Below are 26941 nucleotides of genomic sequence, written 5' to 3'. Positions count from 1 at the left end.
ACCCTTTGATTCACCTCGGGCTCCGCCCGACCCCGCCAACGCCGTGGTTGCCGGTCAAACGACAGCTGCGGCACGTGGTTCTCCCACCCAGCCCATTGATTTCCCTCGGGCTCCGCCCGAATCCGTCATCGATGTGGGTCCCACACGAAACGGGTCGCCCGCCACACGTGGTGATGGGCGACCCCGTTCTCAGGCCTACTGGGTTCTGCAGATGGTTCCGTTGAGGGTGAAGACGGACGGGAGGACGTTCGGGCCGCTGTAGCTGCCGACGAAGCCGATGTTGGTGGTGGCTCCGGTGGCGAGAGGGCCGCTGGCGACGACCTTGACGTTGGAGCCGGTCTGGGTCCAGGTGGCGTTCCAGCCGCCGTCCAGCTTCTGCCAGGTTCTCGGCCAGGTGAAGTCGAGGGTCCAGTCGTTGATGGGCGCGCCGTTGTTGGTGATGTCGATGGAGCCGACGTAGCCGCTGCCCCAGTTGGTCTGATCGGTCAGCCGTACCGTGCAGGAGCTAGTGGCGGGCGTGCCGGTGGTGAACGTCAGCGGCGAGGAGGACCACGAGACGCCGCCGCCGCTGTCGCGGGCGATCACGTTGACGGTGTAGCGCGTGCCGGGCCTGAGATTGTTGACCGCGAATGAGGTGCCGCCGGTCTCGCCGAGTTGTTCGGTGATGGCGCCGTTCTGGCGGTGGACCTCGTACTTCACGATCGGGCGGGTGCCGGGGGTGGCGGCGGGCCAGGAGATAGTCGCGGTCGTGTCGGTGACGGCGGTGGTTGTCGGCTGTCCCGGCGCGCCCGGAAGCCCGGCGGGGGCCGACGCGGGACGCACCACGACCGTGGTCAGTGACAGCGGGGGCAGGGTCTGGCTGGTCGCGCTGCCCGCGGTCGAGCTGGTGATGCTGGTGGCGCCGTTGACGTGGGTCAGCACGGTGGGCGCTCCGGCGGCGGGGCCGAACCCGGCGTAGCCGATGGTGACGGGGTAGGCGGTGTCGGCGGAGGTGTTGATCAGCAGGACGGCCAGGTCGCCGTTGGGGCGGCGGACCGCGTGCGCGGCGACCTTCGCCTGGCCGGTGGCGGCCTTGACGAACTGGTCGCCGGGGCGGGCGAAGCGGCTCATCATCTGCAGTGCGTAGTACGGCGCGAAGGGCGTGTTGACCGCCGGTTCGCACGCGCTGCCGTCGGCGGTGCAGCTGGCGTTGGACAGCAGGCCGAAGTCGCCGTAGTCGGTGTGCCCCTCGACCTGCCTGACGGTGCCGATGCCGTTGTGGGTGTTCCACCAGTTGACGGTGAAGACCCCGCTGGCCAGCAGGGTCGCGTAGGCGTCGGCGGCGGCCAGCGCGCCGGGCTGGGTGTTCTCCCCGGCGCCGCTGGTGCCGGTGTTGAACTCGGTCATCGCGATGCCGATCCGCTCCGAGCCGGGCCCGGCGTGGTCGGCGATCTGCCGCCGGGTGAGCTGGATCATGTCGGAGATGTGGGAGGCCTTGTCGTACGCGCCGGGATACCAGTGCAGGATGACGAAGTCGATCTTCGATCCGGCCATCGACAGGACGACCTTGTTCCAGGTCCCGGCGTCGCCGCCGGCCACGATCCCGTCGGGCCAGTTGGCGGCCGTGGTCAGCACCGCGCCGATCTTGATGGTGGGGTCGACGGCCTTCATCGCGTCGGAGTAGGCCACGACGTTGCGCGCGTACTCGGCGGGGCTCTTGTCGGCGTGGTTGTCGGCCTCCCAGGCCGCGCCGTAGTGGCCGTTGCCGTAGTTCTCGTTGCCGATCTCCCAGTACTTCACGCCGTAGCCCTTGGTGACGTTGGCGTACCGGACCCAGTCGGCGGCTTCCTGGGCGGTGGCGGTGCCGTAGTTGGCGGTCACCATCGGCTGCGCCCCGGTGCGGCGCGCGCCGCGCATGAAGGTGTCGAAGTCGGTGCCGGGCGCCACGTAGCCGCCGGGCGCGGTGTGGTCGGCCCAGTGGTAGATGTCGGAGTAGGAGCCGCCGGGGTAGCGCAGCACTTGCACGCCCGCGTCCTTGAGCCGGTCGGCCGTATCGTCGGTGCCCAGATAGGAGTCCCAGATCGCGTGATTGGCGCCGATACCGGTGGCCGGGACCGTGGCCAGCGCGGCGCGCGCGTTGACGGTCACGGCGACGGCCTCTTCGGCGTACGCCGGGGGAACGTTCAGGGCGGTCAGCGTCAGTAAGACGGCCGACGCGGCCCGCAGGAGGGTTTTCGGCATGGACATACCTCGCATCGAAACGGATTCTCTCGACGCCCCCTCCTGACCAGAAGGCACCATGATCGTGCGACCGATGCCACCTCCCGTCAAATGGCCGTGAAAGTTTCAGGTCGCCAGCGTCAAGGGCAGCACCGCCATCGCTCCCGCGTGCCGGAGCAGCGCGGCGGCCAGCGTCACCGTCCAGCCCGAATCGGTACGGTCGTCGACCAGCAGCACCGGCCCGGACACCTCGGCGATCTTCGCGGCCAGCTCACGCGGCATCGCCAGCGTGCCCCGGATGGCCTGCACTCGCTGCGCCGAGTTGTACTGCTGCCCCGGCGGCCCGCTGCGATAGCCCAGCTGCCCGAGATCGGCCAGCCGCCCGACCTGCGCCAGCCGCTCGGTCAGCGACCGGATCAGCACCGGCCGCGAGGCGGACGGCACGCTGACCACCGCGACCGGCCTCTGCTCCCAGTTCCACGTCTTGAGCACGGTCACCACGGCCGCGAACACGTCGTCGGGCACGGGACCGTCCGGCTGGGCCAGCAGCTCGCGCAGCCGGGTCCCCCACCCGATGTCGGTGAGCCGCCCGAGCGCCCGCCCGGTCTCCGCCCCCAGCTCCGGCTTGATCCGCCCCTTGAGGTCGGCCAGCCCGGTCGGCCACTGCCGCCGCGGCTCCAGATCGACCCCCGGCCGCGCCAGCCGCTCGGCCGCGGCCTGCACCGCCGCCGCCGGAATCTCGGCGGACCGCCGCGCCCCGGTGCAGTTGTCGCACCGCCCGCAGGCCACGGCGGTGTCGTCGTCGAGATGGCGGCGCAGGAACAGCTCCCGGCACTCCTGCGTGCTCTGGTAGGCCAGCATCGCGTCCTGCTCGGCCCGCCGCTCGGCCGCCACCCGCGCATACCGCTCCGCGTCGTACGCCCACGGCTCCCCGGTGGCCTCCCACCCGCCCTTGACCCGGCGCACCGCACCGTCCACGTCGAGAACCTTGAGCATCATCTCCAGGCGGCTCCTGCTGAGATCGACCCGGCTCTCCAGCGCCGCCGTGGACAGCACCCCGCCCTCCTCCAGCGCCGCCAGGGTGGCCCGCACGACCGCCTCCGCAGGAAACGCCAGCGACGCGAAATACGCCCAGATCTCCCGATCCTCGGCGCCGGGCAGCAGCACGACCTCCGCCTTCTCCACCCCACGCCCGGCCCGGCCCACCTGCTGGTAGTACGCCACCGGCGACTGCGGCGCCCCCACATGCACGACGAACCCGAGATCCGGCTTGTCGAAGCCCATCCCGAGCGCCGAGGTGGCGACCAGCGCCTTGATCCGGTTCCCGAGCAGGTCCTCCTCGGCGGCCAGCCGCTCAGCGGGCTCGGTCTGCCCGGAGTAGGCCGCCACGGGATGCCCCTGCTCGCGCAGGTAGGCGGCGATCTCCTGCGCCCCGGCCACGGTCAGCGTGTAGACGATGCCGGACCCCGGCAGCTCCCGCAGGGTCTGCGCCAGCCAGGCCAGCCGCTGCCCGGCCCCGGGCAGATCGACCACGCTCAGCCGCAGGCTCTCCCGCTCCAGCGGCCCGCGCAGCACGAGCGTCTCCTGATCGTCGGAGGCCAGCTGCTCGGCCACGTCCCGGGTGACGCGCGCGTTGGCCGTCGCCGTGGTGGCCAGCACCGGAACGCCGGGCGGCAACTCGGCCAGCATCGTCCGCAGCCGCCGGTAGTCCGGCCGGAAGTCATGCCCCCAGTCGGAGATGCAGTGCGCCTCGTCGACCACCACCAGACCGGCGCTCTCGGCCAGCTCGGGCAGCACCTGGTCGCGGAACTCGGGATTGTTCAACCGCTCCGGGCTGACCAGGAGCACGTCGATGGTGCCCTCGGCGACCTGCGCGTAGATCTTCTCCCACTCCTCGGCGTTGGCCGAGTTGATGGTGGCCGCGTGGATGCCCGCCCGCTCGGCGGCGGCGATCTGGTTGCGCATCAGCGCCAGCAGCGGCGAGACGATGACCGTCGGGCCCTCGCCCAAGTCACGCAGGAGCGCGGTGGCGATGAAGTAGACGGCCGACTTGCCCCAGCCGGTGCGCTGCACGACCAGCGCCCGCCGCCGCTCCATGACCAGCGCCTTGATCGCCGCCCACTGGTCCTCGCGCAGCCGGGCGCCCTCCCCCGCGAGCGCGCGCAGCCGTTCCTCGGCCTCTTCCCGCAACACCTCTTCTTCGGTCACCGGTCCTTAGTACCAGGTCCCGGTGACGGTTTCGCACGCCGCCCGATTTATCGGAACGATACAAAGACCAAGTGAAACAAAGGCGGCAGTCTCCGCATCTACCTCCATGACGATCCACCCATCAGACTCTGGAGAACGAACATGGACGTGTACGACGCCGGAACCTCCGACCTCGCCGACGTCGACGGCGACGGTTACTACGAGACCGCCGCGGTGGACACCAACAGCGACGGCGTGGTGGACGCGGCGGTGTCCGACCTCGACGGCGACGGCGACATCGACATGGAGGCCTACGACACCGACGGCGACGGCCGCGTGGACACCGCGATCCTGGACACCGACAATGACGGCATCGCGGACACCGCGCTGTTCGACACCGACAGCGACGGCCAGCCCGACGTGGTGGCGGTCACCATCCCGCCCACCGCCGACGACGCGCCGCTGTTCCCCGAGGCCACCACGGCCGCCGACCCGGCTGTCGAGGAGTCCGGGCTCAGCTCGCACGACATCGTCGAGGGCGCGCTGCCCGGTCCGGAGTACACCGCGTAGCAGGAACGTTCCACCAGCGGAAGGAAACCCGACATGGGTAACCCCCAGGATCCGACCCAGCCGCCCCAACCCCAGCCCGGCTCGTACGGCCAGCAACTCCCGCCGTACGACCCCGGGGCGCCGCTCCCGCCGCAGCAGCCCGGTTACCAGTACCCGCCGCCCCCGCCGTACGGGCAGCAGCAGCCTGGGCCGTACTACGGCCAGCAGTACGGGAAGCCACCGGTCAGCGGCACCCAAACGATGTCGATCATCGCCTTCGTGATGGCCGCCATCGCGCTGCTGATCCTGCCGCCCATCTTCGGCGCGATCGGCATCGCGCTGGGCGTGATCGGCCATCGGCGGGGCGAGAAGCTGGGCTCCGCCGCCGCGATCACATCCGGCGTGTGCCTGGTGCTCGGCATGATCTTCAGCTACATGGTGAACGTCATGTAGGCCCCAAGGCCGATCGAACCCCTTCCGCTGAGGAGCCAGCATGCCCACCGGCCGTCCCGCCCCCTCCCCCGCTCAACCCCCCCTGAGCGCGGGAGAAGGGCTGGCACGCGCGCTGACCGACGTGGCGGCCAGCGGCGCGAGCCCGGCTGTCACGCAGCAGATCGAGCGCCTGCTCGACGAAGGCCGCGACCGCACCGCGCTGGCCCTGGCCTGTGCGCGCTTCCGCGACCAGCTCGGCGAACGTTTCCCTGAGCTGGCCGAACTGCTCGCCACCGCGCTCGCGGAGGCCGGAATCCAGGAGGTACGCCCCGACGGGCTGCCCTTCGACGGCGAGCTGCACGAAGCCGTGGACACCACGCCCACCGACGACCCCGACGCGCACGACACGGTCGCCGAGACCGTGCGGGCCGGATACCTGGACGGCGACCAGGTGCTGCGCGTGCCCCAGGTCGTGGTGTACCGGCGGGAGCCACCGTCATGAGCTACCCGAGCAGCTCGCGCAGGCTCCGGCGGCCCCGGAAGATCCATACTTTGACCGTGTTCAGCGGCACCTCCAGCGCGGCCGCGGTCTGCTCGTACGTCAGGCCGCCCGCCCACAGCAGCAGCGCCTCCCGGTGCGCCGGGGACAACGTGGCGAGCGCGCGGCGCAGGTCCACCAGATCGGCCACGGTGTCGTCGAACCCGCTCTCGGCCGCATGCGGTTCCGCCGCCTCCGGGAACAGCAGGTCCTCGTGCGAGCTCCGGCGGCGGACCACGGACAGGGCCGCGTTGCGGGCGATGGCCAGCACCCAGGCCGCGAACGGCGCCCGGCCCTCATACCGGTGCATGCCCTTCCAGGCGGCCAGCTGCGTCTCCTGCAGCGCGTCGAGCGCGTCCGGGCGGTTGGCGGTCAGGTGGAAGCAGACGCCGAAGGCGCGCCGCTCGACCGGCTGCCAGAGCAGGCGGAAGGCCTCGCTGTCACCGGCGCGCGCGGCGGCGAGGAGTTCGGCGTCGTCGCCGATATCGCCACCGACATCGCCGACCAGAGGAGCAGGCATCGCCGGAGATTCCTCCCGTATCCCTAAACGCCCGGCACCCAACGTCAACCGGGAAATCTGCGACGATCAGACCACGGTCCCCGCTGAACCGATATGTGATGACACGGCATGATATTCGACCGTAATGAGGGCGTGGAGGAGGATGACGCGGGGGCGTTCTACGACCTTCTCTACGGCTCGGTCCCGGCTCCCACGACGGCGGAGAGCCTGGCCATGTTCGAGGAGACAATGAGCACCACCGAGACAGAACCCGAAGACCTTTACCAGGACTTCGAGGGATATTTCGACATACCCGTTAACGAAACGGACTTTAGTGACGACTTCTCTGATATTGGCGATATCGGGGACCTGGGATGAATCCGAGTGACCGGCTGCGCGACCTGTGCGGCACCACGATCGCCAAGCTGGCCGATCCCGGGCTGCGGGACCGGGTCCACCAGGTCCGGGTCCGGCTCGACGCACCTTTGAAGATCGCCGTCGCCGGTGCGGTGAGCAGCGGGAAGTCCACTCTGGTGAACGCCCTGCTCGGGCTGCCGGTCGCGCCCGTGGACGCGGGCGAGTGCACCCGGGTCGTCACCCAGTACGAATACGGCCCCGACGACGGCCGGGTCGAGGTCGAGTGCGAGGACGGCCGCACCGTCGTCACCCGCCTGGCCCCGGGCCACCGCCTCCCCGCCGACCTGGGTGTCCCGATCGACCTGGTCCGCCGGGTACGCGTGCACCTGGCCTCGGAAGCCCTGCGCGCCATCACCGTCGTCGACACCCCCGGCATGAACACCACGACCGTCGAGAACGAGCGCGCGGCCCGCCGCATGCTGTTCGGCACGGACCAGGACGACGACCACGCCCAAGCCTTGATCTACGTGCTCCGCTACGTCCAGGCCTTCGACGACACCACCCTCGCCGAGTTCCGCGGCCTCACCGAGGCGTGCGGCATGACCTGCGTCAACACCCTGGCCGTGCTGAGCCAGATCGACCGCCGCGGCGACGAGGACGACCCCTGGCCGACCGCCCGGCGGCTGGCCGTCAAGGCGTACGCGGATCTGCGCGCCTCGGTCTTCGACGTGGTCCCGGTGATCGGCCTGCTCGCCGAGACCGCGGGCACCGGCGCGCTCGGCCCGGCCGAACTGGACGGCCTGGCCGCCCTCGCCGCCCTGGACGCAGCCGACCTGGAGTTCCTCCTCCTGGATCTGGACGACCTCGCCGACTCCCCCGACTCGCCGCTCGCCCCCGAGGTGGCCCGCCGCCTGATCCGCCACCTGCACCGGTACGGCTTACGCACCGCGATCACCCACAGCGCCGAGGACCCCGAAGCCCTCCGCCAGACATTGCTCGATAAATCGGGATTCGGGGTGGGCGCCCGTACGGGCACGGTCGCGGGCGGCATCGCCCACTTCGCCCGCCGGGCGGACCAGCTGAAGGCGCTGGCGGCGATCACCCAGCTCCGGCGGGTCTCCCGCGCGCCCGCGTTCGGCTCCGACCTGGCCGTGCTGGACGGCCTCGCGGCCGAACTCGACGAGACCAAGCCGATCGCCGCCGGGCTGCACGGCCTGCGCATCTTCGCCGCCGTCGAGGCGGTGGCCCGGGGCCAGCTGGTGCTCGCCGAGGACATGCAGAACGAGCTGTTCCAGCTGGCCCGCTCGGACGACCCGGCCGAACAGCTCGGCGTACCCGCGCCTGAGGTTCCGGAGGCCGCGCGGCGGGCGACCGAGCGGTGGCGCGCCCGCGCGATGATCGAGCGTGGCCGCGTCGGCGGCCAGCGCGCCCGGGACGTGCTCGGCGTCCTGGAGGACCTGGCCGCCCCGCCGGTCCTCCAGACGCAGGCCCCCATCTTCCTGCCGGTCGCCCCAGCACCGGTGGACGGCGACGCGGTCCGGCGGCTGCTGGCCTCGCCGCTGGTCCCCGCCGAGGACCGGCAGGCGCTCGCCCATCTGATCGCGGGCGCCGACGGCGCCGCCCAGGTCGGCATCGCGGCCGGACCCCCCGACGTCGCCGCCTACGCGGCGGCCCTGAGCGCGCGGTTCCGCTCGCTCAGCCACTTCCTCCCCTTCACCGCCGACCGCCGCGCGGCCGAGAGCGTCAGCGACAGCTACGCGCACCTCGCCGTGACGGCGGTCCAGAAAGGTTCCCCGCATGTCGGCTGAGCTCGTCACCCGCGTGCTGCGCCTGGCCAACGAGGTCAACACGCTCGCCAAGCAGGCCGGCCGCGCCGACCTGGCCGAGGTGCTCGTCCAGGTCGCGGCCAGGTGGAAGGAGACCGAGACCACGGTCGTGCTGGCCGGCGCCCAGAAGCGCGGCAAGAGCCGCCTGCTGAACGCGCTGATCGGGCATCCCGGGCTGCTGCCGGTGGACGCCGACGTGGCCACCAACTGCTACCTGGGGCTGCGGCGCGGCCCCGCGCTGACCGCCAAGGTGCACAAGGCCAGCGAGTCCTTCGCGATCGACCCGGCCCAGATCACCGACTACGCCTCGATGACCGGCGACCCGGCCAAACGCCGCGAGGTGGTCAACGTCGAGCTGACGGTCGACCACCCGATGCTGGAGGGCGTACGGCTGCTGGACACGCCCGGCGTGGACAGCCTCACGGTCGGCCACCGCCAGGCGACGGTGGCCATCCTGCAGCGGGCCGACGCGCTGCTGTTCGCGCTCAGCGCCCAGGACCAGCCGGTGCTCCGGCACGAGCTGGAGTTCCTGGCCGAGGCGGTGCAGCGGGTGCAGGCGGTCACGTTCGTGCTGACCAAGGTGGAGGATTCGGCCAACTGGCAGGCGCTGCTGGCCGAGAACCGCCGTCGCCTGGACACCTTCGTGGCCGAGTCGGGGCTGGTGGCGCCCGAGAACGCGGCGATCCTGCGGGGCGCGGCCTGGCTGCCGGTGAGCGCCAAGCTGGCCGAGGCGGCGGTGGCGCAGCGCAGGCTGGGGCGGCCCGAGCGCGCCGACCAGCTGCACGAGCGGAGCGGGATCGGGCGGCTGGAGGAATACCTGCGCTCCTGCGCCGAGGGGCGCGAGCTGGCGCGCAGCGCCACCGTGGTGTCGGCGTGCGTCTCGGTGCTGTCCGCGGTGGCGGCGGTGGCGACCGACCATGTCGCCGGGGCCTCCGACGATTCGAAGGAACCCGCCAAGCGGCTCGCCGAGGTGGAGACCGCGCTGGCCGAGCTGGCCGAGATCGCCAAGGAGCGCCGCAGGTACGCGGTGGGCAACCAGTTCCTGGGGCGGGAGGTGGCGACGATCGCGCGGGCGCATCTGGCCCGGGTGCGGCAGCCGTACGAGCAGGCGGTGGGCGAGCTGACCAAGCGCGCCGATCTCGAACGTTACCTGCAGCAGCTGCCGGAGAGCGTCGAGCGCTCCATCCAGGCCGCCTGGGACGAGATCGTCGCCGAGGTGAGCACCCTGGTCGGGACCGCGCTGAACGAGTTCCTGCGCTCCCTGCGGCTGGATCCGATGGACATGGACCTGGCCAAGGTAGCCATGCCCCGGGTGTGGTCCCACGAGCTCAAGAGCGAACCCACCGCGGGCGCCAAGATGGACATGTTCCGGGAGGGCGTGCCCGCCGCCGCGATGGCCGCCAGCCTCGGCCTGATCATCGCCCACCTCAACCCGATCGGCTTCATCATCGGCCCCGCGCTGGCCGCGGCCGTGCTGGTACGGCGCCGCGAGTGGGACGAGGTCCACCGCAACCAGCAGGCCCTGCGCCGGCTGCTGGCCGAGCAGTTCACCCAGGCGGGCAGCGAGATCACGCTGGCCCTGGAACGGGAGGTGGCGAACTGGCGGGCCACGGTCGAGCAGAGCGCCGACACCGCGCTCGCCACCCAGCGCAAAGACCTGGAGTCCCGGCGCGCCGAACTGCGCACGCTGGCCGCCGGCAACGTCGCCGACAAACGCGACGCGCGCGAGTCGGCCACCAAACGCCTGGAGACCATCGCCACCCTCACCGACCGCGCTGCCGGCCTTCGGGGCGAGATCGCGACGGCGCTAGGGGGTGCCCGCCCGGCAGCCGCGTCGTGATCATGTGCGACGCTCGTCCGGACGAGAAAGGGATCACCTCATGTGTCACAGCACGAGCAGCCGGCCGCCCGCTCCGCCCGTTATCGGCGAGGTCGCCGCACAGGAGCAGATCGAGCTGACTTCCGCGGACGGCACCCGCTTCCTGGCCTACCGCACCGAACCCGCCACGCCCAACGGGCGCTCGGTCGTCATCCTGCCCGACATCCGGGGGTTGCATCCGTACTATCGCGACCTGGCGGTGCGCTTCGCCGAGGCCGGGTTCCACACGATCGCCATCGACTACTTCGGCCGTACGGCGGGCACCGACCCCGACCGCGGCGACTCCTTCGACTGGCAGTCGAAGATCGGTGAGGTGACCCTGGAGCACGTGCGCCTCGACATGTCCGCCGCGCTGGCCGAGCTCCCCCAGCCGGTGTTCACGGTCGGGTTCTGTTTCGGCGGCGCGAATTCGTGGTGGCTGGGCGCGCACGGGAACGGCCTGGCCGGGGCGATCGGGTTCTACGGCGCGATCCGCCGCATCGGCGAGCTGCCGGACACGCCGGGCGCACCCGTGCTCCTGCTCCGCGGCGGCGCCGACACCGCCTCCACCGACGAGGAGTTCGACACCTTCACCGCCGCCCTCGACCATGCAGGGACCGAGAACGAAACGGTCATCTACCCCGGCGCGCCGCACTCGTTCTTCGACCGCTCCTACAGCGAGTGGGCCGACGCGTGCGCGGACGCGTGGCGGCAGATCCTGTCGTTCACCGAACGCCACGCGCGGAGCTAGTCCGGCAGGAGGCAGAGCCGGCCGGGTAACGACTGCTCCGGGCCCGGGGCGGCGTCGGGCAGCCGCAGGTAGAGCAGGCCCGACGGCACCTTGGCCAGAGGTTCGGCCCAGCCGGGCGCGCTGAGGGCCTGGCGGGCCCCGGTGGGCGTGACGTGCATGATCCGGGAAGTGTTTCGGGCGCCGGAGACGCCCAGCCAGAGGGTCTCGCCGTCGGCGACCACGCGAGGCCGCTCGCTGGTCAGGCGGGAGGTGAGATGGCCGAGCAGGGTGGTGGCGGGCTCGTGGGCGAGGGTGCGCAGGTTGCCCGTGGTGCGGTCGCAGTGCAGGACCGACCAGCCCTGGGAGGGGAGCACGGTGTCCATGCCGATCGCGTACATCTCCCGGCCCGCCGGGAACCAGCGCAGCGCGCCCGCGCGGGGGCGGGAGGCGAGCACCCGGGGCGGGTTGGGGGCGGCGTCGATCTCCAGGCCGTGGCTGGTGGCGACGAACCACTTCGACTCGTGCAGCACGACCTGCTGCAGCCAGTTGGGCGGGCGGCGGTCGACCCGGCGCACGCGGCCGCCCGGGTCGATGATCAGGAACACCTGCCAGGGCAGGAAGCCGTTCTGGAACGCGTACTGCCCGAGCACGACCGTGCACCCCGGCGAGCCGATCGCCAGGGCCGGTCCGACGCCGGTGGGGCTGTCCTGATCCAGCAGCCGCCGCCGGGTGCCGTCCTCGTTCACGAACCACTGGGCTGACGGGCCGAGCGGGATGCGGGCGGGCTCCTGGAAGAACCCGCCCAGCCGGAACTCCAGCATGGTCAGCTCGCCGGTCTCCCCCCACGGCAGCCCGCGCGAGTTGTCGACCGGCAGCACCGGGCCCGGATGGAAGAACGCCCAGCCGATCCCGCCCTTGGCCAGCGTCCGCACGTCGGGCACGCCGGGCAGCACCTGGGTGGACTGGATCACCAGCTCCGGCGTGAGCGTGCGGAGCACCGCGCCGTTCGGGCCGCGCTCGGCCAGCAGGATCCCCTCGTCGGTGGCCGCCCAGTCGATGACCGGCCCGAAGGCCAGTTCCCGGTCGGTACGGCCCGAGGGCACGTCCACCCGCCGGAGCAGCTGCCGCCCGCCGTCCACGCACAGGCAGTAGGTCCCGTTCGCGGTCACCCGGACCGAGAACACGCCCTCCATCACCGTCTTGAGCGAGCCGCCCTCCGCGGGCCGGCCCGCCGGCCTGACCGTGGTCGCGACCGTGTCCAGGGCCGCGTTCTTGGCGGCGTTCTTGGCCGCGTTCTTGGCCCGCTCGGCCTCCAGGATCGTCCAGGCCAGCCGGGCCGCGCCCAGCGCCACGACGATCTTCGGGTCGTCGTAGGTGCGGACCAGGTCGCCGTGCCTGGCCTTGATCGTCTCGTGCACCAGCGGCATCCGGCTGGCGCCCCCGGTCAGGAAGATCCCGGACAGCTGCCGCAGATCCACCCGGGCGGCCGCGATCGTCTCGTCCAGGATGTCGGCCGTCCTGATGATGTCCGCGCCCACCAGCGCGTGCAGGTCGGCCCGGGAGATCTGCACGTCCACGTCCGCGCCCGCCACGTACTGGCTGGCGGTGTCGTACGCCGAGAGGGTCTCCTTGGCGGCCCGCGCCTCGTCCAGCAGATCGGCGGCGGCGGCCCGGTAGCGGCGGTCGGGGTTGGCGCTCACCTCGGCCCACCAGTCGGCCGCGGAGCGCTCCAGCTGGGCCCCCAGGAAGGCGAAGACGCGCTCGTCGAACACCTCGCCGCCGATCATGTCGTCCCCGCCCGGCTCCCCGATCACGTTGAAGTCGGCGCCGTCGGCGGCCAGCACCGCCGTGTCGAAGGTGCCGCCGCCCAGGTCGTAGACGGCCACCTGCCGCCCGCCGGAGACGCTGTGGATCGAGGTGTAGTGCAGCGCGGACGCGACCGGCTCCTCCACGATGACGATCCGCGCCCCCGGCACCACCGCGGTCCCGGCCGCCTTGAGGATCTCCCGCCGGTCGGGCCGCCAGGCGACCGGGCAGGTCAGCACCACGGTGGCCGGGTCGGCGCCGTCGAAGCGGGTGCGCCCCTCCGCCACGAACAGCGCGAGGATGGCCGCCATCGCGTCCTTGACGTCCACCGGGACCCCGCCGAGCAGCATGGCGGCCCGGCCCACGTAACGTTTGGGGTTGCGCTCCACCCGTTCCGGATAGCGGACCATCGAGCGCTGCGCGACCCGCCCGGCCACCAGCACGCCCTGGTCGTTCAGCAGGATCGTGGACGGCACCCGGCGTTCGCCGCCGACCTCCAGGATGTCCACCCGCCGGTCGGTCGCGATCGCCCCGGCGGAGAAACTCGTCCCCAGGTCCACGCCGAGGCACCACTGCGCCATCTCGGCCTCCTCCCGCTTTTGCGGCCTCCCGCAGGCGACCACGATAGTGGTCCGCGCGAGGCTCGATTGTGGCCGATCGCGCGCCCGAGTCGCGGCATGGCCAGAGGACCGGCAAAATGTTCGACATGGCCCGACGAACGACCAGCCCCCCACCCGAGGATTTCGAGGAGCGGATCGTCGATATCGACGTGTCCGCGGAGATGCGCACCAGCTTCCTGGAATACGCGTACTCGGTGATCTACCAGCGCGCCCTCCCGGATGCCAGGGACGGGCTCAAGCCTGTGCAACGGCGCATCCTCTACTCGATGAACGAGATGGGGCTGCGGCCCGACCGGGGGCACGTGAAGTCCTCCCGGGTCGTCGGCGACGTGATGGGCAAGCTGCATCCGCACGGCGACAGCGCCATCTACGACGCGCTGGTCCGGATGGCCCAGCCGTTCTCGATGCGGCTGCCGCTGGTGGATGGCCACGGCAACTTCGGCTCGACGGACGACCTGCCGGCCGCCATGCGGTACACCGAGGCCCGGCTGTCGGCCGCCGCGATGCTGATGACGCAGTCCATCGACGAGGACACCGTCGACTTCAAGCCCAACTACGACGGCCAGGAGACCGAGCCCACGGTCCTGCCGTCGGCGTTCCCGAACCTGCTGGTCAACGGCTCGACCGGGATCGCAGTCGGGATGGCCACCAACATGGCCCCCCACAACCTCGGCGAGGTCATCGCCGCCGCCCGGCATCTGATCAAGAAGCCGGACGCGACGCTGGAAGACCTGATGCGCTTCGTGCCCGGGCCCGACCTGCCCACCGGGGGCTCGATCATCGGGTTGGCGGGGGTCAGGGATGCGTACGAGACCGGGCGTGGCACGTTCCGGATGCGGGCCAAGGCCACCGTCGACAACGTGACGCCGCGGCGCAAGGGGCTGATCGTCACCGAGTTGCCGTACAACGTGGGGCCTGAGCGGGTGATCACCAAGATCAAGGAGCTGGTGAACGCCAAGAAGCTGTCCGGGATCGCCGACCTGAAGGACCTCACCGACCGGCACAAGGGCCTCCGCCTGGTCATCGAGATCAAGAACGGCTTCATCCCCGAGGCGGTGCTGGAGGAGCTCTACCGGCTGACGCCGATGGAGGAGACCTTCGGCATCAACAACGTGGCCCTGGTCGACGGCCAGCCCCGCACGCTCGGGCTGCGCGAGCTGCTCCGGGTGTACGTGGACCACCGGATCGACGTGGTGCGGCGGCGCTCGCAGCACCGGCGGCGCAAGCGGGAAGAGCGCCTGCACCTGGTGGACGGCCTGATCGTCGCGCTGCTCAACATCGACGAGGTCATCCAGGTCATCCGCTCCTCCGACGACTCGGCCGCCGCCCGCGCCCGGTTGATGGAGATCTTCGAGCTGAGCGAGATCCAGGCCAACTACATCCTGGACACGCCGCTGCGCCGGCTGACCCGCTACGACAAGCTGGAGCTGGACAAGGAGAAGGAGACGCTGACCCGGGAGATCGCCGAGCTGACCGCGATCCTGTCCTCCGAGGACAAGCTGAACAAGGTCGTCTCGGACGAGCTGGCCGAGGTGGCCAAGACCTACGGCACGCCGCGCCGTACGGTGCTGCTGGAGTCCTCCGGGGTGTCCAGGACGGCCGCGGTGCCGCTGGAGGTGGCCGACGATCCGTGCCTGGTGCTGCTGTCCTCGACCGGGCTGCTGGCCCGGACGAGCGACGCGTCGCCGCTGGCCGAGGACGGGGAACGGACCGTGCACGACGTGCTGGTGTCAGTGGTCCGGTCGACGGTCCGCGGCGAGACCGGCGTGGTCACCTCGCACGGGCGCATGATCCGGGTGTCGGTGGTGGACCTGCCCGCCCTGCCGCCCTCGGCCAACCCGCCGTCGCTGGCGGGCGGGCATCCGGTGGCGGAGTACGTGTCGCTCAACCCCGACGAGGTGGTGGTCGGCCTGGGTTCGCTCGACCCGAACAGCCCCGGCCTCGCCCTCGGCACCGCGCAGGGCGTGGTGAAACGGGTGGTCCCCGAATATCCGGCCAACCGTGACGAGTTCGAGGTCATCGGCCTGCGCGACGGCGACACCGTGGTGGGGGTCGCCGAGCTGACCTCCGAGGAGCACGACCTGGTCTTCATCACCTCGGACGCGCAGCTGCTCCGCTTCCCGGCCAATAACGTACGGCCCCAGGGCCGCCCGGCCGGAGGCATGGCCGGGATCAGGCTGGAGCCCGGGGCCCGGGTGATCTGGTTCGGTTCCGTCGATCCTGCCCGCGAGTCCCGAGTGATCACGATCGCCGGTTCGTCCACCGCCCTGCCGGGCACCCAGATCGGCGGCGGCAAGATGGCGGACTACGCCGAGTTCCCGCCGAAGGGCCGGGCCACCGGCGGAGTCCGGGCGCAGCGGTTCCTGAAGGGGGAGGACATGCTGCTGCTGGCGTGGGCGGGTCCCGCGCCAGCCAAGGCGGTCTCGGCCGTCGGGAAGCCGGTTCCGCTGCCGACCGAGCTCGGCCGCCGGGACGGTTCGGGGGTGCGCCTCACCCACACGGTCGCCGCCGTCGGCGGCTCCCTCTTCGCGGACTTCCAGGAGGCTCCCCCCGAGGATGTCTGATCGACCTGGCCTTCTCCCCAGTTTCGGGAGAAGGCCAGTCGCGGGTAACGCAACGGTCACCTCACCTGGACCGAGACGCCCTCGATCGGCCAAGTCCGGACGAACCTTCGCCGAGTAGGCTCTATCTCGCAAGCCCTACCTGTAAACCAGCGATTATCCATGCTGAGGAAGGAGGCGAGCCCCGCTCGTGTCTAGGAGCTGGTACACGTGAGTGCAACCACACGCCTACGACCAACGGACGCGGATAAGGGCTACTCGGTGAGCGGCCGAATTCTCGGGCCGCTCGAACTTGCCGGGCCTTTGGGCACACTGCAGCCCAACGCGGGCAAGCACCGGGTGTTACTGGCCGGGCTCATGTTACGGGCCGACACTATTGTCCCGGTCACCGATTTGATCACATGGCTGTGGGACGACCTCCCGCCCGCCACCGCCAAGGAGACGTTGTACGTCTACCTGATGCGGCTGAGAAAAGAGCTCGCCAAGGGGGTCGGCGGCGGGATCCGGATTCACACGGCCGGCGGGGGCTACCGGCTGAGCCTGAACAGGGACGCGGTCGACGTCCTGGTGTTCCAGCGGCTCGTGGAGGAGGCGCTGGTCGCTGAGCGGCAGGGCGACCCGAAGGCCGCGATCGATCTGCTCCGCGAGGCCGAGGAGTTGTGGCGCGGCCCTGCCCTGGCCGACGTGCCATCCGACGCGCTCAGGCGGGACGAGGCCGCCCGCCTGACCGAAGCGTGGGGCCGCGCGGTGGAACGCCGGATCGACCTGGAACTCGGCATGGGCCACCCGGGCATGCTCATCGGCGAGTTGCGTACGCTCACCGCTCGCTATCCCTCGCGGGAGCGCTTCTGGGCGCAGCTCATGATCGCCCTCTATCGCGACAATCGCCAGGTGGAAGCGCTGGAGTGTTACCGCCAGGCCCGCGAGCTGCTGATGGACGAGTTCGGCCTGGAGCCGGGCGACGAGCTACGGCGCCTGCATCAGCAGATCCTGGACCAGGCAGTACCGATCGCACCTCTCGAACCGCCACGGGCGCCCGCGGCCTGGGTTTCGCAATGCCAGCTTCCGCCGGACACGCCTGACTTCGTCGGACGGGACGAGGAGATCGATCGCATCGAGGACGTCCTGACGGCGGGTGCCGCGGCTCCGATCGTGGTGATCTCCGGCCCGCCGGGAGTCGGGAAGAGCGCACTCGCCGCCCGGGTCGCGCATCGGATGCGACACGCGTTCCCGGACGGGCAGTGGTACGCACGTTTCCCCGAGACCAAGGCCGGCGAGGGGGTCGAGGACACCACGCTGACCGACCTGCTGCAGCTGTCCGGCGTCGATCCGCACAGCGTCCCCGGCGGGCAGCTCGCCCGGAGCGCCGCCTTGCGCGCGCGGCTGACCGACCGGCGGGTGCTGCTGATCCTGGACCAGGCCAAGAACCTCGACCAGGTGCTGGCCCTGCTGCCCAGCAGCCCCGGCTGCGCGGTGATCGTCACCAGCACGCGGCTGCTGGTCGGGCTGCCGGGGGCCGTACAGGTCAGTCTGGAGCCGTTGCCGTCCGCCCAGGCGGAGGAGCTGCTGGAAGAGCTGGTCGGGGGCCGGGTAGCGGAGGAACCGGACGCGGCGCGTGACATCGTCTCCTTGTGCGGGAGGCTGCCGCTCGCCCTGCGCATCGCCGGGGCCCGCCTGGCCACCAGGCCGGACATCCGCCTGGCCGACTTCGCCCAGCGATTGGGGGACACGCGTCGGCGGCTGGACGAACTTCACACCGGGTCGATGGAACTGCGCGCCAGTATCGAGCTCAGCTATGTCGCCCTCTCGGACGGCGCCCGGTCGGCGTTCCGGATGCTTGGCCTGCTTGACGGCTCGGACTTCCCCGAGTGGGTGCTCGCCGCGCTGCTCGACCGCGAGGATGTCGATCATCTGGTGGAGGAGTTCGTGGTGGCGAGTCTCATCGCGCCGGTGGGCCGGGATCGTACCGGGGAGCCGCGTTACCGGATGCACGACCTGCTCTTCGTCTACGCGGCGGAACTGGCGGCCGAGGAACCCGAGCACGTCAGACGCGTCGCGCTCCGGCGGCTCCTGGACACGCTCATGCAGGTGGCCGTGACGGCCTGGCACCGGCATCCGCGAATCCTCTGGGGGCGCGCGCCCGTCGGCCCGCCGCCCACGGGCGCGCTCGCGCTGCCCGACGAACGCCTGAACCGGCTGGTCTCCGAACCGCTCGCCTGGGACGAGTCGGTACGGCAGCTCGTGGTTCCGCTGATCGAGCGGGCCTGCGAATACGGCTGGCACGGCGACGCCGGCTATCTCTCGGGGCTGATCTGCATAGGAACCGACGCCGATCTGGAGCGCATCTGTCACGCCGTAAAGACCGCCGCTCGCGCCTCCGGGGACGAGTTGGTGTGGTGGCAGGCGGAGCTCGCGCTGACCCGCCGGCTCATCCACCAGCCCTCGGAGGAGGCCGTGGATCGGCTGACCAGGTGCCTGGAGGCGTTTCAGCGGCTCAACGCGCCCTACGCCGTGCGGCACACGCTGGTGTGGCTGGCGATCTGCTATGCCGTACGCGGCCAGGTGTCGCAGGCCCGGCAGTTCGCGGCCCGGGCACTGGCCGCCATCGACGATCTCGGCAAGGACGCGGCACGGACGCTGCCCATGCCGGATCTGATCTCGGCGCTGGCCACCGATCGGCACCGGCCCGAGTTCCTGCCGAAGTTCCAGCGGGCGTGGGAGGAGGCCGAGCGGTTCGGAGATCTCACGTACCAGTGGATCGCGCTCAACGGGCTCTCCAGCGCCGCCCGGAACGTCGGCGACCTGGAATGGGCGCTGTGGGCGGCGGAACGCGGGCTGGCGCTGGCGGACACCGTCGGGGAGATGCAGGCGTCGGCGTGGATGCGCGTCCAGCTCGCACGAGTACGGCTCGATCAGGGGCACCTCGACGAGGCGGAGGCTGAGGCCGAGCGAGCACAGAAGATCTTCGCGAGAGATCTCAGCCGGCCCGGCATCTCGGTCGCCGCTGAGCTGTTGATACGGATTTCCAGCGAGAAACGGTCGCACGCCGTTCAATAAAAGACAACCAGCTTAGAAATTCCGGCTGCCCGGACCCCATTCGGTCTTGGCAGCTCTTTCTTTTCCGTTAACCCCCGATCTGGTTCCGCAATACGGAGTCTTCACAGCCCGGCCGCGGTGCATTTTTGAGATGGTTGTTGTTCAGCAGGTCCGCTGCGGGCTCGCCATATCACGGAGAGTAACTGACCAGATGCGCCGTCCGGCCAATCCTGCGTTTTACCTGCGCTGCTATGTCGCCGCTAGCATCCGCGTTAGGACCATCCTCGTAGCCTTATCTCGGTTTCATTGATGAGGAGGGCAAACGGGGATGGCCTTCGAAAAAGGAATCGAGCTTGACGTCGCGTTCCTGGAAGCCGATCGGGGGATCGCGGAAATCTTTGTGAATCCGCCTGCCTCGCGTCGATGCGCAGCGCTTGCGATTATCGCCGCCTATCTGCATCGCACGACGGCGAGGGCGGAGATCTTCTTCCGGGCGGAGTCCGCGGACGCGAAAAGGTCCTTGCCGTTCAGCGTACGGGTTCGCGGTGAGGAGACCCTGGACGTCCTGGCAGAGCGCGTGGCCGAGGCGTGGCGTGCCACGACGGGCACCGATGCCTTCGAGGCGTTGGACAGTCAACGCATCTCCATTCATTCCGACGCTGACCTCGGTGGTCTGCCCGAATTCGTTCGGCGGTTGACGCGCGGCGTGCGGGTAGCCGGACTTGAGCTGGATGCCTCGCCCTCTGTTGTGGAGGTGTTCGACGAGTGGGTACGAGAGTCGCCGGACGCGGTGGCGGTCAGCGGCGACGGCGTGACCTGGACCTACACCGAACTGAACACACGAGCCGAAGCGCTGGCGGGTCGGCTGACGGCCGCCGGGGTAAGCGCGGAAACGCCGGTGGCGATGCTGCTGGAACGCTCACCTCAGGTGATCGCGGCCTCCCTGGCGGTACTGAAAGCCGGCGGCGCATACGTGCCATTGCATCCAAGCTTCCCGACTGAACGAATGCGCTGGGTCGCCGAGCACACCAACACACCCATCCTCGTAACCGACACGGCGATGCGAGAACGAGCCGCGGAGCTCGGTCTCCCGCTCCTGGTGGTCGACGACGACCAGCCCAGTGAGGATCAGATCCGTGATGGTCAGGTCAGGGACGCATGGGATGCGGACGGACGGGACGATCAGACCGCAGCTGGTCAGGTAGACGCGCGGACCGCAGATAGCGACGCCACAGCCGGTCAGGTAGACGCGCGGACCGCAGAAAGCGACGCCACAGCCGGTCAGGTAGACGCACGGACCGCAGAAAGCGACGCCACAGCCGGTCAGGCAGACGCACGAACCGCAGAAAGCGACGCCACAGCCGGTCAGGCAGACGCACGAACCGCAGAAGGCCACGCCACAGCTGGTGGCCGAGGGGATCGGCTCGCGTATGTGATGTTCACCTCCGGATCGACCGGACTGCCCAAAGGCGTGGCCGTGACCCATGCCGATGTGGTGGCCTTGTCCACCGACCGCGCCTGGCACACCAACGCACACACTCGCGTGCTGATGCACTCCCCGCACGCCTTCGACGCTTCCACCTACGAGATATGGATCCCCCTGCTCAACGGTGGACGCATCGTGGTGGCACCCGCCGGAATGCTGGAGCCCGCCCGGCTGGCCGACGTCATCTCTCAGCACAAAGTCACCGCAGTATTCCTGACCACCGCCCTGTTCAACCATCTCGTCGAGGAACGCCCGCCCGGACTGGAAGGCCTGGCGGAGATCTGGACCGGAGGCGAATTCGTCTCCCCCTCGGCCATGCGCGCCGCGACCGACGCCTTCCCGCACACGCGAATCGTGCACGTCTACGGTCCGACCGAGACCACAACCTTCGCCACCTATACCCCTGTACTCCGGCCCGTCCCCGCCGAGGCTGCCACCATCCCCATCGGCCGCCCCATGGACGGCATGCGCGCCTACGTCCTGGACCAGCAATTCCGGCTCCTGCCTCCCGGCGTGCCCGGCGAGCTGTATCTGGCCGGCGCAGGACTGGCACGCGGCTACTACGCGCGGCCCGACCTGACCGCCGAACGGTTCATCGCCGACACTTTCGGCCCTCCGGGTGAACGGATGTATCGCACCGGCGACCTGGTGCGATGGACCACCGAAGGCGAACTGGAATTCATCGGCCGCTCCGACGACCAAGTCAAGATCCGCGGGTTCCGAATTGAACTCGGTGAGGTCGAAGCAGCGCTGGACCGGCTGCCGCATATAGCCCAATCGGTGGTCGTCGCCCGCGAGGACCATGCGGGCAAGCAGCTGGTCGGCTACGTGGTCCCAGCGTCAGGACTTCAGATAGACGGCGTTCAACTACGCGCCGAACTGTCCGCTCACCTGCCCGCCTTCATGATCCCCGCAGCGATCGTGACGCTGAAGACGTTGCCGCTGACCGGCAACGGGAAGATCGACCGCAGTGCGCTTCCCGCACCCATCTACGAAACCTCCCCCGAGCATGCCGCCAGCCGTACCCCCACTGAAGAGATCCTCGCCGGCCTGTTCGCGGAAGTGCTCCAACTCCCCGCCGTCGGCATGCGCGACAGCTTCTTCGACCTAGGCGGACACTCACTGCTGGCCACCCGACTGATCAGCCGGGTGCGCAGCGTATTGCGATCTGAGTTGTCGGTACGAGATCTGTTCGAGGCACCAACGGTGGAGACGCTGGCGGCGCGACTGAGTGACAGCCCGGTAAGACCAGCCGTCCACGCCCGTGAACACACATCCCCAGAGCTACCACTGTCGTTCGCGCAGCAGCGGCTCTGGTTCCTCGATCAGGCGCAGGAAGCTAGTGCGGCCTACAACATCCCCCTTGCCGTGGACATCTCGGGCCCGCTGAACGTGACCGCCCTGGAACAAGCGCTCAGGGACGTGGTCGCCCGGCATGAGCCGCTCCGCACCGTGTTCGGGTCTCGCCAGGGACACCCCTACCAGCGAGTGCTGGACCAGGCGCTGGTGCCATTGCGGATGATCGAGACAGGGCCCGATGGGTTGGAGTCGGCTCTTGCTGACGCTGCCGCCGCGCCATTCGTGCTGGGTGCGGATCTGCCGGTGCGGGCGTGGTTATTCGCCTCGGGCTCGCAGCGGTGGACGTTGCTGCTGGTGATCCACCACATCGCCGCCGACGGGTGGTCGCTGGGGCCGCTGGCGCGGGATCTGGCTGATGCGTACACGGCCCGATGCCGAGGAGAGGCTGCGGAATGGGAGCCGTTGCCGGTCTCCTACGGGGACTATCTGCTGTGGCAGCGTGAGCTGCTGCAGGGTGAGTTGCTCGATCAGCAGCTGACTTTCTGGCGGGAGACGCTGCGCGGTGCTCCCGAACAGCTCGACCTGCCCTTCGACCGCCCCCGACCCGCACACCCGAGCGAACGAGGCGACACGGTCGAGTTCCAGATCGATCCGCAGACGCACACCCGCATCCAAAAGGTGGCGCGTGAGCATGGAGTCAGTACCTTCATGGTCATCCACGCCGCACTGGTCACCCTGATGCACCGGCTCGGCGCCGGAACCGACATCCCCCTGGGCAGCGTCGTCGCCGGCCGCGTCGATGAAGCCCTCGACGACCTCGTCGGCTTCTTCGTCAACACCCTCGTCCTACGCGTGGACATCTCCGACAATCCCTCCTTCCGCGAACTCCTCCACCGCGTCCGCGAAACCGACCTCGCCGCCTACAGCAACCAGGACCTCCCCTTCGACCGCCTGGTCCAAGAACTCAACCCCGCCCGCAGCATGGGCGTACACCCGCTGACCCAGACCATGCTGGTGTACCACAGCCAAGGGCAGCCCTCGCTCGAACTGCCGAGTCTGAAGACCGAGCTGAGACAGCACCACGTGGGGATTTCTCGGTTCGACCTCACCTTCGAGATGACCGAGAACCCCGGCGAGTTCACCGGTCGTCTCGAATACAACGTGGACTTGTTCGATCGCCAGACCGCTCAGGAGATGGTCGATCGGCTGCTGCGTGTTCTCCAGTCGGCGATTCGCGATGTGGACACGCCGGTGGGAAATCTCGACGTCCTCTCGGCGGACGAGCGCACGGTGATCCTCGAATCCTGGGGCGGGACCGAATCCATTGATAAGCAGAGCACGTTCGTCGAGCTTTTCCAGCAGCAGGTGGTTCGTGTCCCCACCGAGACGGCCGTCGTCTGCGGGGACGAGCAGCTGAGTTACGCCCAGCTCGACGCTCGTACGGACCAGCTCGCTCGCCACCTCATCGCCAACGGCATCGGGCCTGAGCAGGTCGTCGCCATGGCGTTGCCCAGATCCGTCGAGATGGTGGTCGCCATTGTCGCGACGCTCAAGGCGGGTGGGGCTTACCTCCCCATCGACTTGGCCTATCCTGCCGAGCGCATCTCGTACATGCTGGCCGACGCCGGACCCGCACTCGTGCTGACCACGTCGGAAACGGCCGCGGAACTGCCTGGCCACCACCGGATGATGCTTCTCGACAGCCCCGATACCTGCTCCAGGGTGACCGACAAAAGCCGATGGACGCCCCCGCACCCCGCTAACCCCGCCTACGTCATCTACACCTCCGGCTCAACGGGCCGGCCCAAGGGCGTGGTGGTGACCCACGCGGGCATCGCGAACCTGACGCGCTCACAGGTGAAGGCATTCGCCCTCGGCTCTGGATGCCGAGTGTTGCAGTTCGCTTCGCCGAGCTTCGACGCGATGTTCTGGGAATTCTGCATGTCCCTGCTGACGGGTGCCACCCTCGTGGTCGCCCGGACCGAGGAGTTACTGCCGGGCGAAGCGCTCGCCGGGCTGGTCGCCAAGCACGCGGTCACGCACGTCACGCTGCCACCATCGGCGCTGACCCAGCTCGCGGAGTACGACCTTCCCAGCGTCACGACTCTCGTGGTCGCCGGTGAATCCTGCCCCGCCGAGGTGGTCGCCGCCTGGTCCACCGGCCGCCAGATGATCAACGCGTACGGTCCGACGGAGACAACGGTGTGCGCCACGATGAGCGCGCCGCTGTCTTCGGCGGCTAGCCCGGGCATCGGCGGGCCCATCAATGGGATGCGGACTTACGTGCTGGATGAGCGGCTTCAGCCTGTACCGCCCAGCGTGCCCGGTGAACTGTACGTCGCGGGTGTGGGCCTGGCCCGTGGCTATTCCGGTCGCCCCGACCTGACCGCGGAACGGTTCGTCGCCGATGTGTTCGGCGGGCCGGGTGAACGGATGTATCGCACCGGTGACGTGGTGCGGTGGACCGCCGAGGGCGAGCTGAAGTTCGTCGGCCGCACCGACGACCAGGTCAAGATCCGCGGATTCCGGATCGAACTCGGCGAGGTCGAAGCAGCGCTGGACCGGCTGCCGCACATAGCCCAGTCGGTGGTGGTCGCCCGCGAGGACCATGCGGGCAAGCAGCTGGTCGGCTACGTGGTCCCGGCGTCAGGGCATCAGGTGGACGGCGTTCACCTGCGGGCCGAACTGTCCGCTCACCTGCCCGCGTTCATGGTTCCAGCAGCGGTCGTAGTACTGAAGGCGTTGCCGCTGACCCCGAACGGGAAGATCGACCGCGGTGCGCTTCCCGCACCAACGTACTCCGACGGCGGTCACACCCTGGCTCGCACCGTCATGCAGGAGATTCTCGCCGGGCTGTTCGCGGAAGTGCTGCAACTTCCCGCTGTCGGCATGCGCGACAGCTTCTTCGATCTGGGCGGGCATTCACTACTGGCCACCCGACTGATCAGCCGGGTGCGCAGCGTATTGCGATCTGAGTTGTCGGTACGAGATCTGTTCGAAGCACCAACGGTGGAGACGCTGGCAGCGCGACTGGGAGACGGCCCAGTAAGACCCGCCATACGCGCCCATGAGCACACATCCCCGGAACTGCCACTGTCATTCGCCCAGCAGCGGCTCTGGTTCCTCGATCAGATGCAGGAAACGGGCGCTGCATACAACATCCCCCTTGCCGTGGATATCTCCGGCCCGCTGAACGTGACCGCCTTGGAGCAGGCGCTCGGGGATGTGGTCGCCCGGCACGAGTCGCTTCGCACAGTGTTTCTGGCGCGGGAGGGGCGGCCCTACCAGCGAGTGCTGGAAGTCGACCAAGTGCTCATGCAGGTGATCGACCCAGGCTTCGATGGATTGGAGCTAGCGCTTGCTGACGCTGCCAGCACACCGTTCCAGCTGGACGGAGAAGTGCCGGTGCGGGCGTGGCTGTTCGCTACCGGTGCGCAGCAGTGGACGTTGCTGCTGGTGATCCACCACATTGCCGCCGACGGGTGGTCGCTGGGACCGCTGGCGCGGGATCTGGCTGATGGCTACGCGGCTCGATGCCGAGGAGAGGCACCGAAGTGGGAACCGTTGCCGGTCTCGTTCCGGGACTACGCGCTGTGGCAGCACGATCTGCTCGAAGGTGAGCTGCTGGACAAACAACTGGCCTTCTGGCGGGAGACGCTGCGCGGCGCTCCCGAACAGCTCGACCTGCCCTTCGACCGCCCCCGCCCCGCACACCCGAGCGGACGAGGCGACACGGTCGAGTTCCAAATCGACCCACAAACGCACACCCACATCCAAAAGGTGGCACGTGAACATGGCGTGAGCACCTTCATGGTCATCCACGCCGCGCTGGTCACCCTCCTGCACCGGCTCGGCGCCGGAACCGACATCCCCCTAGGCAGCGTCGTCGCCGGCCGCGTCGACGAAGCCCTCGACGACCTCATCGGCTTCTTCGTCAACACCCTCGTCCTACGCGTGGACATCTCCGACAATCCCTCCTTCCGCGAACTCCTCCACCGCGTCCGCGAAACCGACCTCGCCGCCTACAGCAACCAGGACCTCCCCTTCGACCGCCTAGTCGAAGACCTCAACCCCGCCCGCTCCCTGGGCATACATCCCCTGGCGCACGTGATGCTGGCCTACCGAACCGCGTTCGAAGCCGATATGCGGTTGAACGGCCTAGAGACACGCGTGCGGCCGGTTCATTCAGGTACGGCCAAGTTCGACCTCACCTTCGAAGTCATCGAGCACTTCGACGAGGACAAGCGGGCTGACGGCATTCAGGGAAGCCTCGAGTTCAACACCGACCTGTTCACCCAGCACACCGCCACCGCGCTGACGCAGCGGCTGCGCCAGATCGTCGAAACAGTCGTCGCCGATCCTGACCTACCGGTCGACGACCTCGACATTCTCACGCCGAGCGAGCAGCAGCAGCTCGTGGCGGCAACGACAGCAGAACCGACCGCCGCGAAGGCCGACACCTCGGTGGTGGAGGTGTTCGATGAGTGGGTACGGGCGTCGCCGGACGCGGTGGCGGTGTCCGGCGCGGAAGTGACGTGGACGTACGCGGAACTGGACGCGCGGGCGGAAGTGCTGGCGGGTCGGCTGACGGCCGCCGGGGTAAGCGCCGAGACACCGGTCGCGATGCTGCTGGAACGCTCACCCCAGGTGATCGCGGCCTGCCTCGCGGTGCTGAAGGCCGGCGGCGCGTACGTGCCGTTGCATCCAAGCTTCCCGACCGAGCGAATGCGCTGGGTCGCCGAGCACACCAACACACCCATCGTGGTAACCGACACGGCGATGCGAGAACGAGCCACCGAACTCGGTCTCCCGCTCCTAGTGGTCGACGACGACCAGCCCAGTGAGGATCAGATCCGTGATGGTCAGGTCAGGGACCCTTGGGATGCGGACGGACGGGACGATCAGACCGCAGCTGGTCAGGTAGACGCACGGACCACAGAAAGCGACGCCACAGCTGC

Annotated in this window: 14 protein-coding genes; 10 read left to right on the top strand and 4 right to left on the bottom strand. The window is 69.6% G+C overall.

The genetic code is table 11. The annotated features are described in order from the left end of the window. Window positions 1-195: 195 nt before the first annotated feature. Both Amac_RS45895 and Amac_RS45890 read right to left on the bottom strand, forming a co-directional pair. Window positions 196-2220, bottom strand: a complete 2025-nt coding sequence (locus Amac_RS45895; RefSeq protein ID WP_155360739.1) for a cellulose binding domain-containing protein — start codon at window positions 2218-2220, stop codon at window positions 196-198. Between the two features lie 105 nt (window positions 2221-2325). Next, a complete protein-coding gene (locus tag Amac_RS45890) occupies window positions 2326-4407 on the bottom strand; it encodes a RecQ family ATP-dependent DNA helicase (RefSeq protein ID WP_246269131.1) in 2082 nt (693 codons plus the stop codon). Between the two features lie 141 nt (window positions 4408-4548). Here Amac_RS45890 and Amac_RS45885 point away from each other — a divergent pair, with 141 nt between their 5' ends. The 3 genes from Amac_RS45885 to Amac_RS45870 are packed head-to-tail and all read left to right on the top strand — an operon-like array spanning window position 4549 to window position 5869. Then, the gene (locus Amac_RS45885; RefSeq protein ID WP_155360738.1) at window positions 4549-4956 is read left to right on the top strand and encodes a hypothetical protein; all 408 of its coding nucleotides are present in this window, start codon (window positions 4549-4551) and stop codon (window positions 4954-4956) included. Window positions 4957-4989: 33 nt separating this feature from the next. Further along, window positions 4990-5388 carry an HAD family hydrolase gene (locus tag Amac_RS55650; protein WP_218041683.1) on the top strand — a complete coding sequence of 133 codons (399 nt, stop codon included), beginning with the start codon at window positions 4990-4992 and terminating at the stop codon, window positions 5386-5388. 40 nt (window positions 5389-5428) lie between these two features. Then, the gene (locus tag Amac_RS45870) at window positions 5429-5869 is read left to right on the top strand and encodes a nucleotide exchange factor GrpE (RefSeq protein WP_155360737.1); all 441 of its coding nucleotides are present in this window, start codon (window positions 5429-5431) and stop codon (window positions 5867-5869) included. Between the two features lies 1 nt (window position 5870). Here Amac_RS45870 and Amac_RS45865 read toward each other — a convergent pair whose 3' ends face one another. After that, the gene (locus Amac_RS45865) at window positions 5871-6425 is read right to left on the bottom strand and encodes an RNA polymerase sigma factor (RefSeq protein ID WP_155360736.1); all 555 of its coding nucleotides are present in this window, start codon (window positions 6423-6425) and stop codon (window positions 5871-5873) included. A 108-nt stretch (window positions 6426-6533) separates the two neighbouring features. Between Amac_RS45865 and Amac_RS45860 the strand changes: the two genes are divergently transcribed. From Amac_RS45860 to Amac_RS45845, 4 genes are read left to right on the top strand one after another with little or no spacing between them, the layout of a single operon-like run. Continuing rightward, the gene (locus Amac_RS45860) at window positions 6534-6782 is read left to right on the top strand and encodes a hypothetical protein (RefSeq protein ID WP_155360735.1); all 249 of its coding nucleotides are present in this window, start codon (window positions 6534-6536) and stop codon (window positions 6780-6782) included. Further along, window positions 6779-8569, top strand: coding sequence for a dynamin family protein (locus Amac_RS45855; protein WP_155360734.1), 1791 nt, complete (start codon window positions 6779-6781; stop codon window positions 8567-8569). The genes Amac_RS45860 and Amac_RS45855 overlap by 4 nt, the downstream gene beginning before the upstream one ends. Then, a complete protein-coding gene (locus Amac_RS45850; RefSeq protein WP_155360733.1) occupies window positions 8559-10427 on the top strand; it encodes a dynamin family protein in 1869 nt (622 codons plus the stop codon). The genes Amac_RS45855 and Amac_RS45850 overlap by 11 nt, the downstream gene beginning before the upstream one ends. 40 nt (window positions 10428-10467) lie before the next feature. Beyond that, complete coding sequence (locus tag Amac_RS45845) at window positions 10468-11196, top strand: dienelactone hydrolase family protein (protein ID WP_155360732.1); 729 nt, start codon at window positions 10468-10470, stop codon at window positions 11194-11196. Here Amac_RS45845 and Amac_RS45840 read toward each other — a convergent pair. Next, a complete protein-coding gene (locus Amac_RS45840) occupies window positions 11193-13562 on the bottom strand; it encodes an Hsp70 family protein (protein ID WP_155360731.1) in 2370 nt (789 codons plus the stop codon). The genes Amac_RS45845 and Amac_RS45840 overlap by 4 nt on opposite strands. 125 nt (window positions 13563-13687) lie before the next feature. Between Amac_RS45840 and Amac_RS45835 the strand changes: the two genes are divergently transcribed. From Amac_RS45835 to Amac_RS54160, 3 genes are all read left to right on the top strand, one after another. Then, the gene (locus Amac_RS45835) at window positions 13688-16165 is read left to right on the top strand and encodes a DNA gyrase/topoisomerase IV subunit A (RefSeq protein WP_155360730.1); all 2478 of its coding nucleotides are present in this window, start codon (window positions 13688-13690) and stop codon (window positions 16163-16165) included. A 207-nt stretch (window positions 16166-16372) separates the two neighbouring features. Further along, on the top strand, window positions 16373-19219 hold the full coding sequence (locus Amac_RS45830; protein ID WP_155360729.1) for an AfsR/SARP family transcriptional regulator: 2847 nt from the start codon (window positions 16373-16375) through the stop codon (window positions 19217-19219). A 307-nt stretch (window positions 19220-19526) separates the two neighbouring features. Then, window positions 19527-26941, top strand: a 7415-nt coding sequence (locus Amac_RS54160; protein WP_170322994.1) for a non-ribosomal peptide synthetase, incomplete at its 3' end; no start/stop codon positions are given.

The organism is Acrocarpospora macrocephala, from assembly GCF_009687865.1.
In the GTDB taxonomy this organism is placed as follows: domain Bacteria; phylum Actinomycetota; class Actinomycetes; order Streptosporangiales; family Streptosporangiaceae; genus Acrocarpospora; species Acrocarpospora macrocephala.
This window is presented reverse-complemented; position numbering and strand designations above follow the sequence as displayed.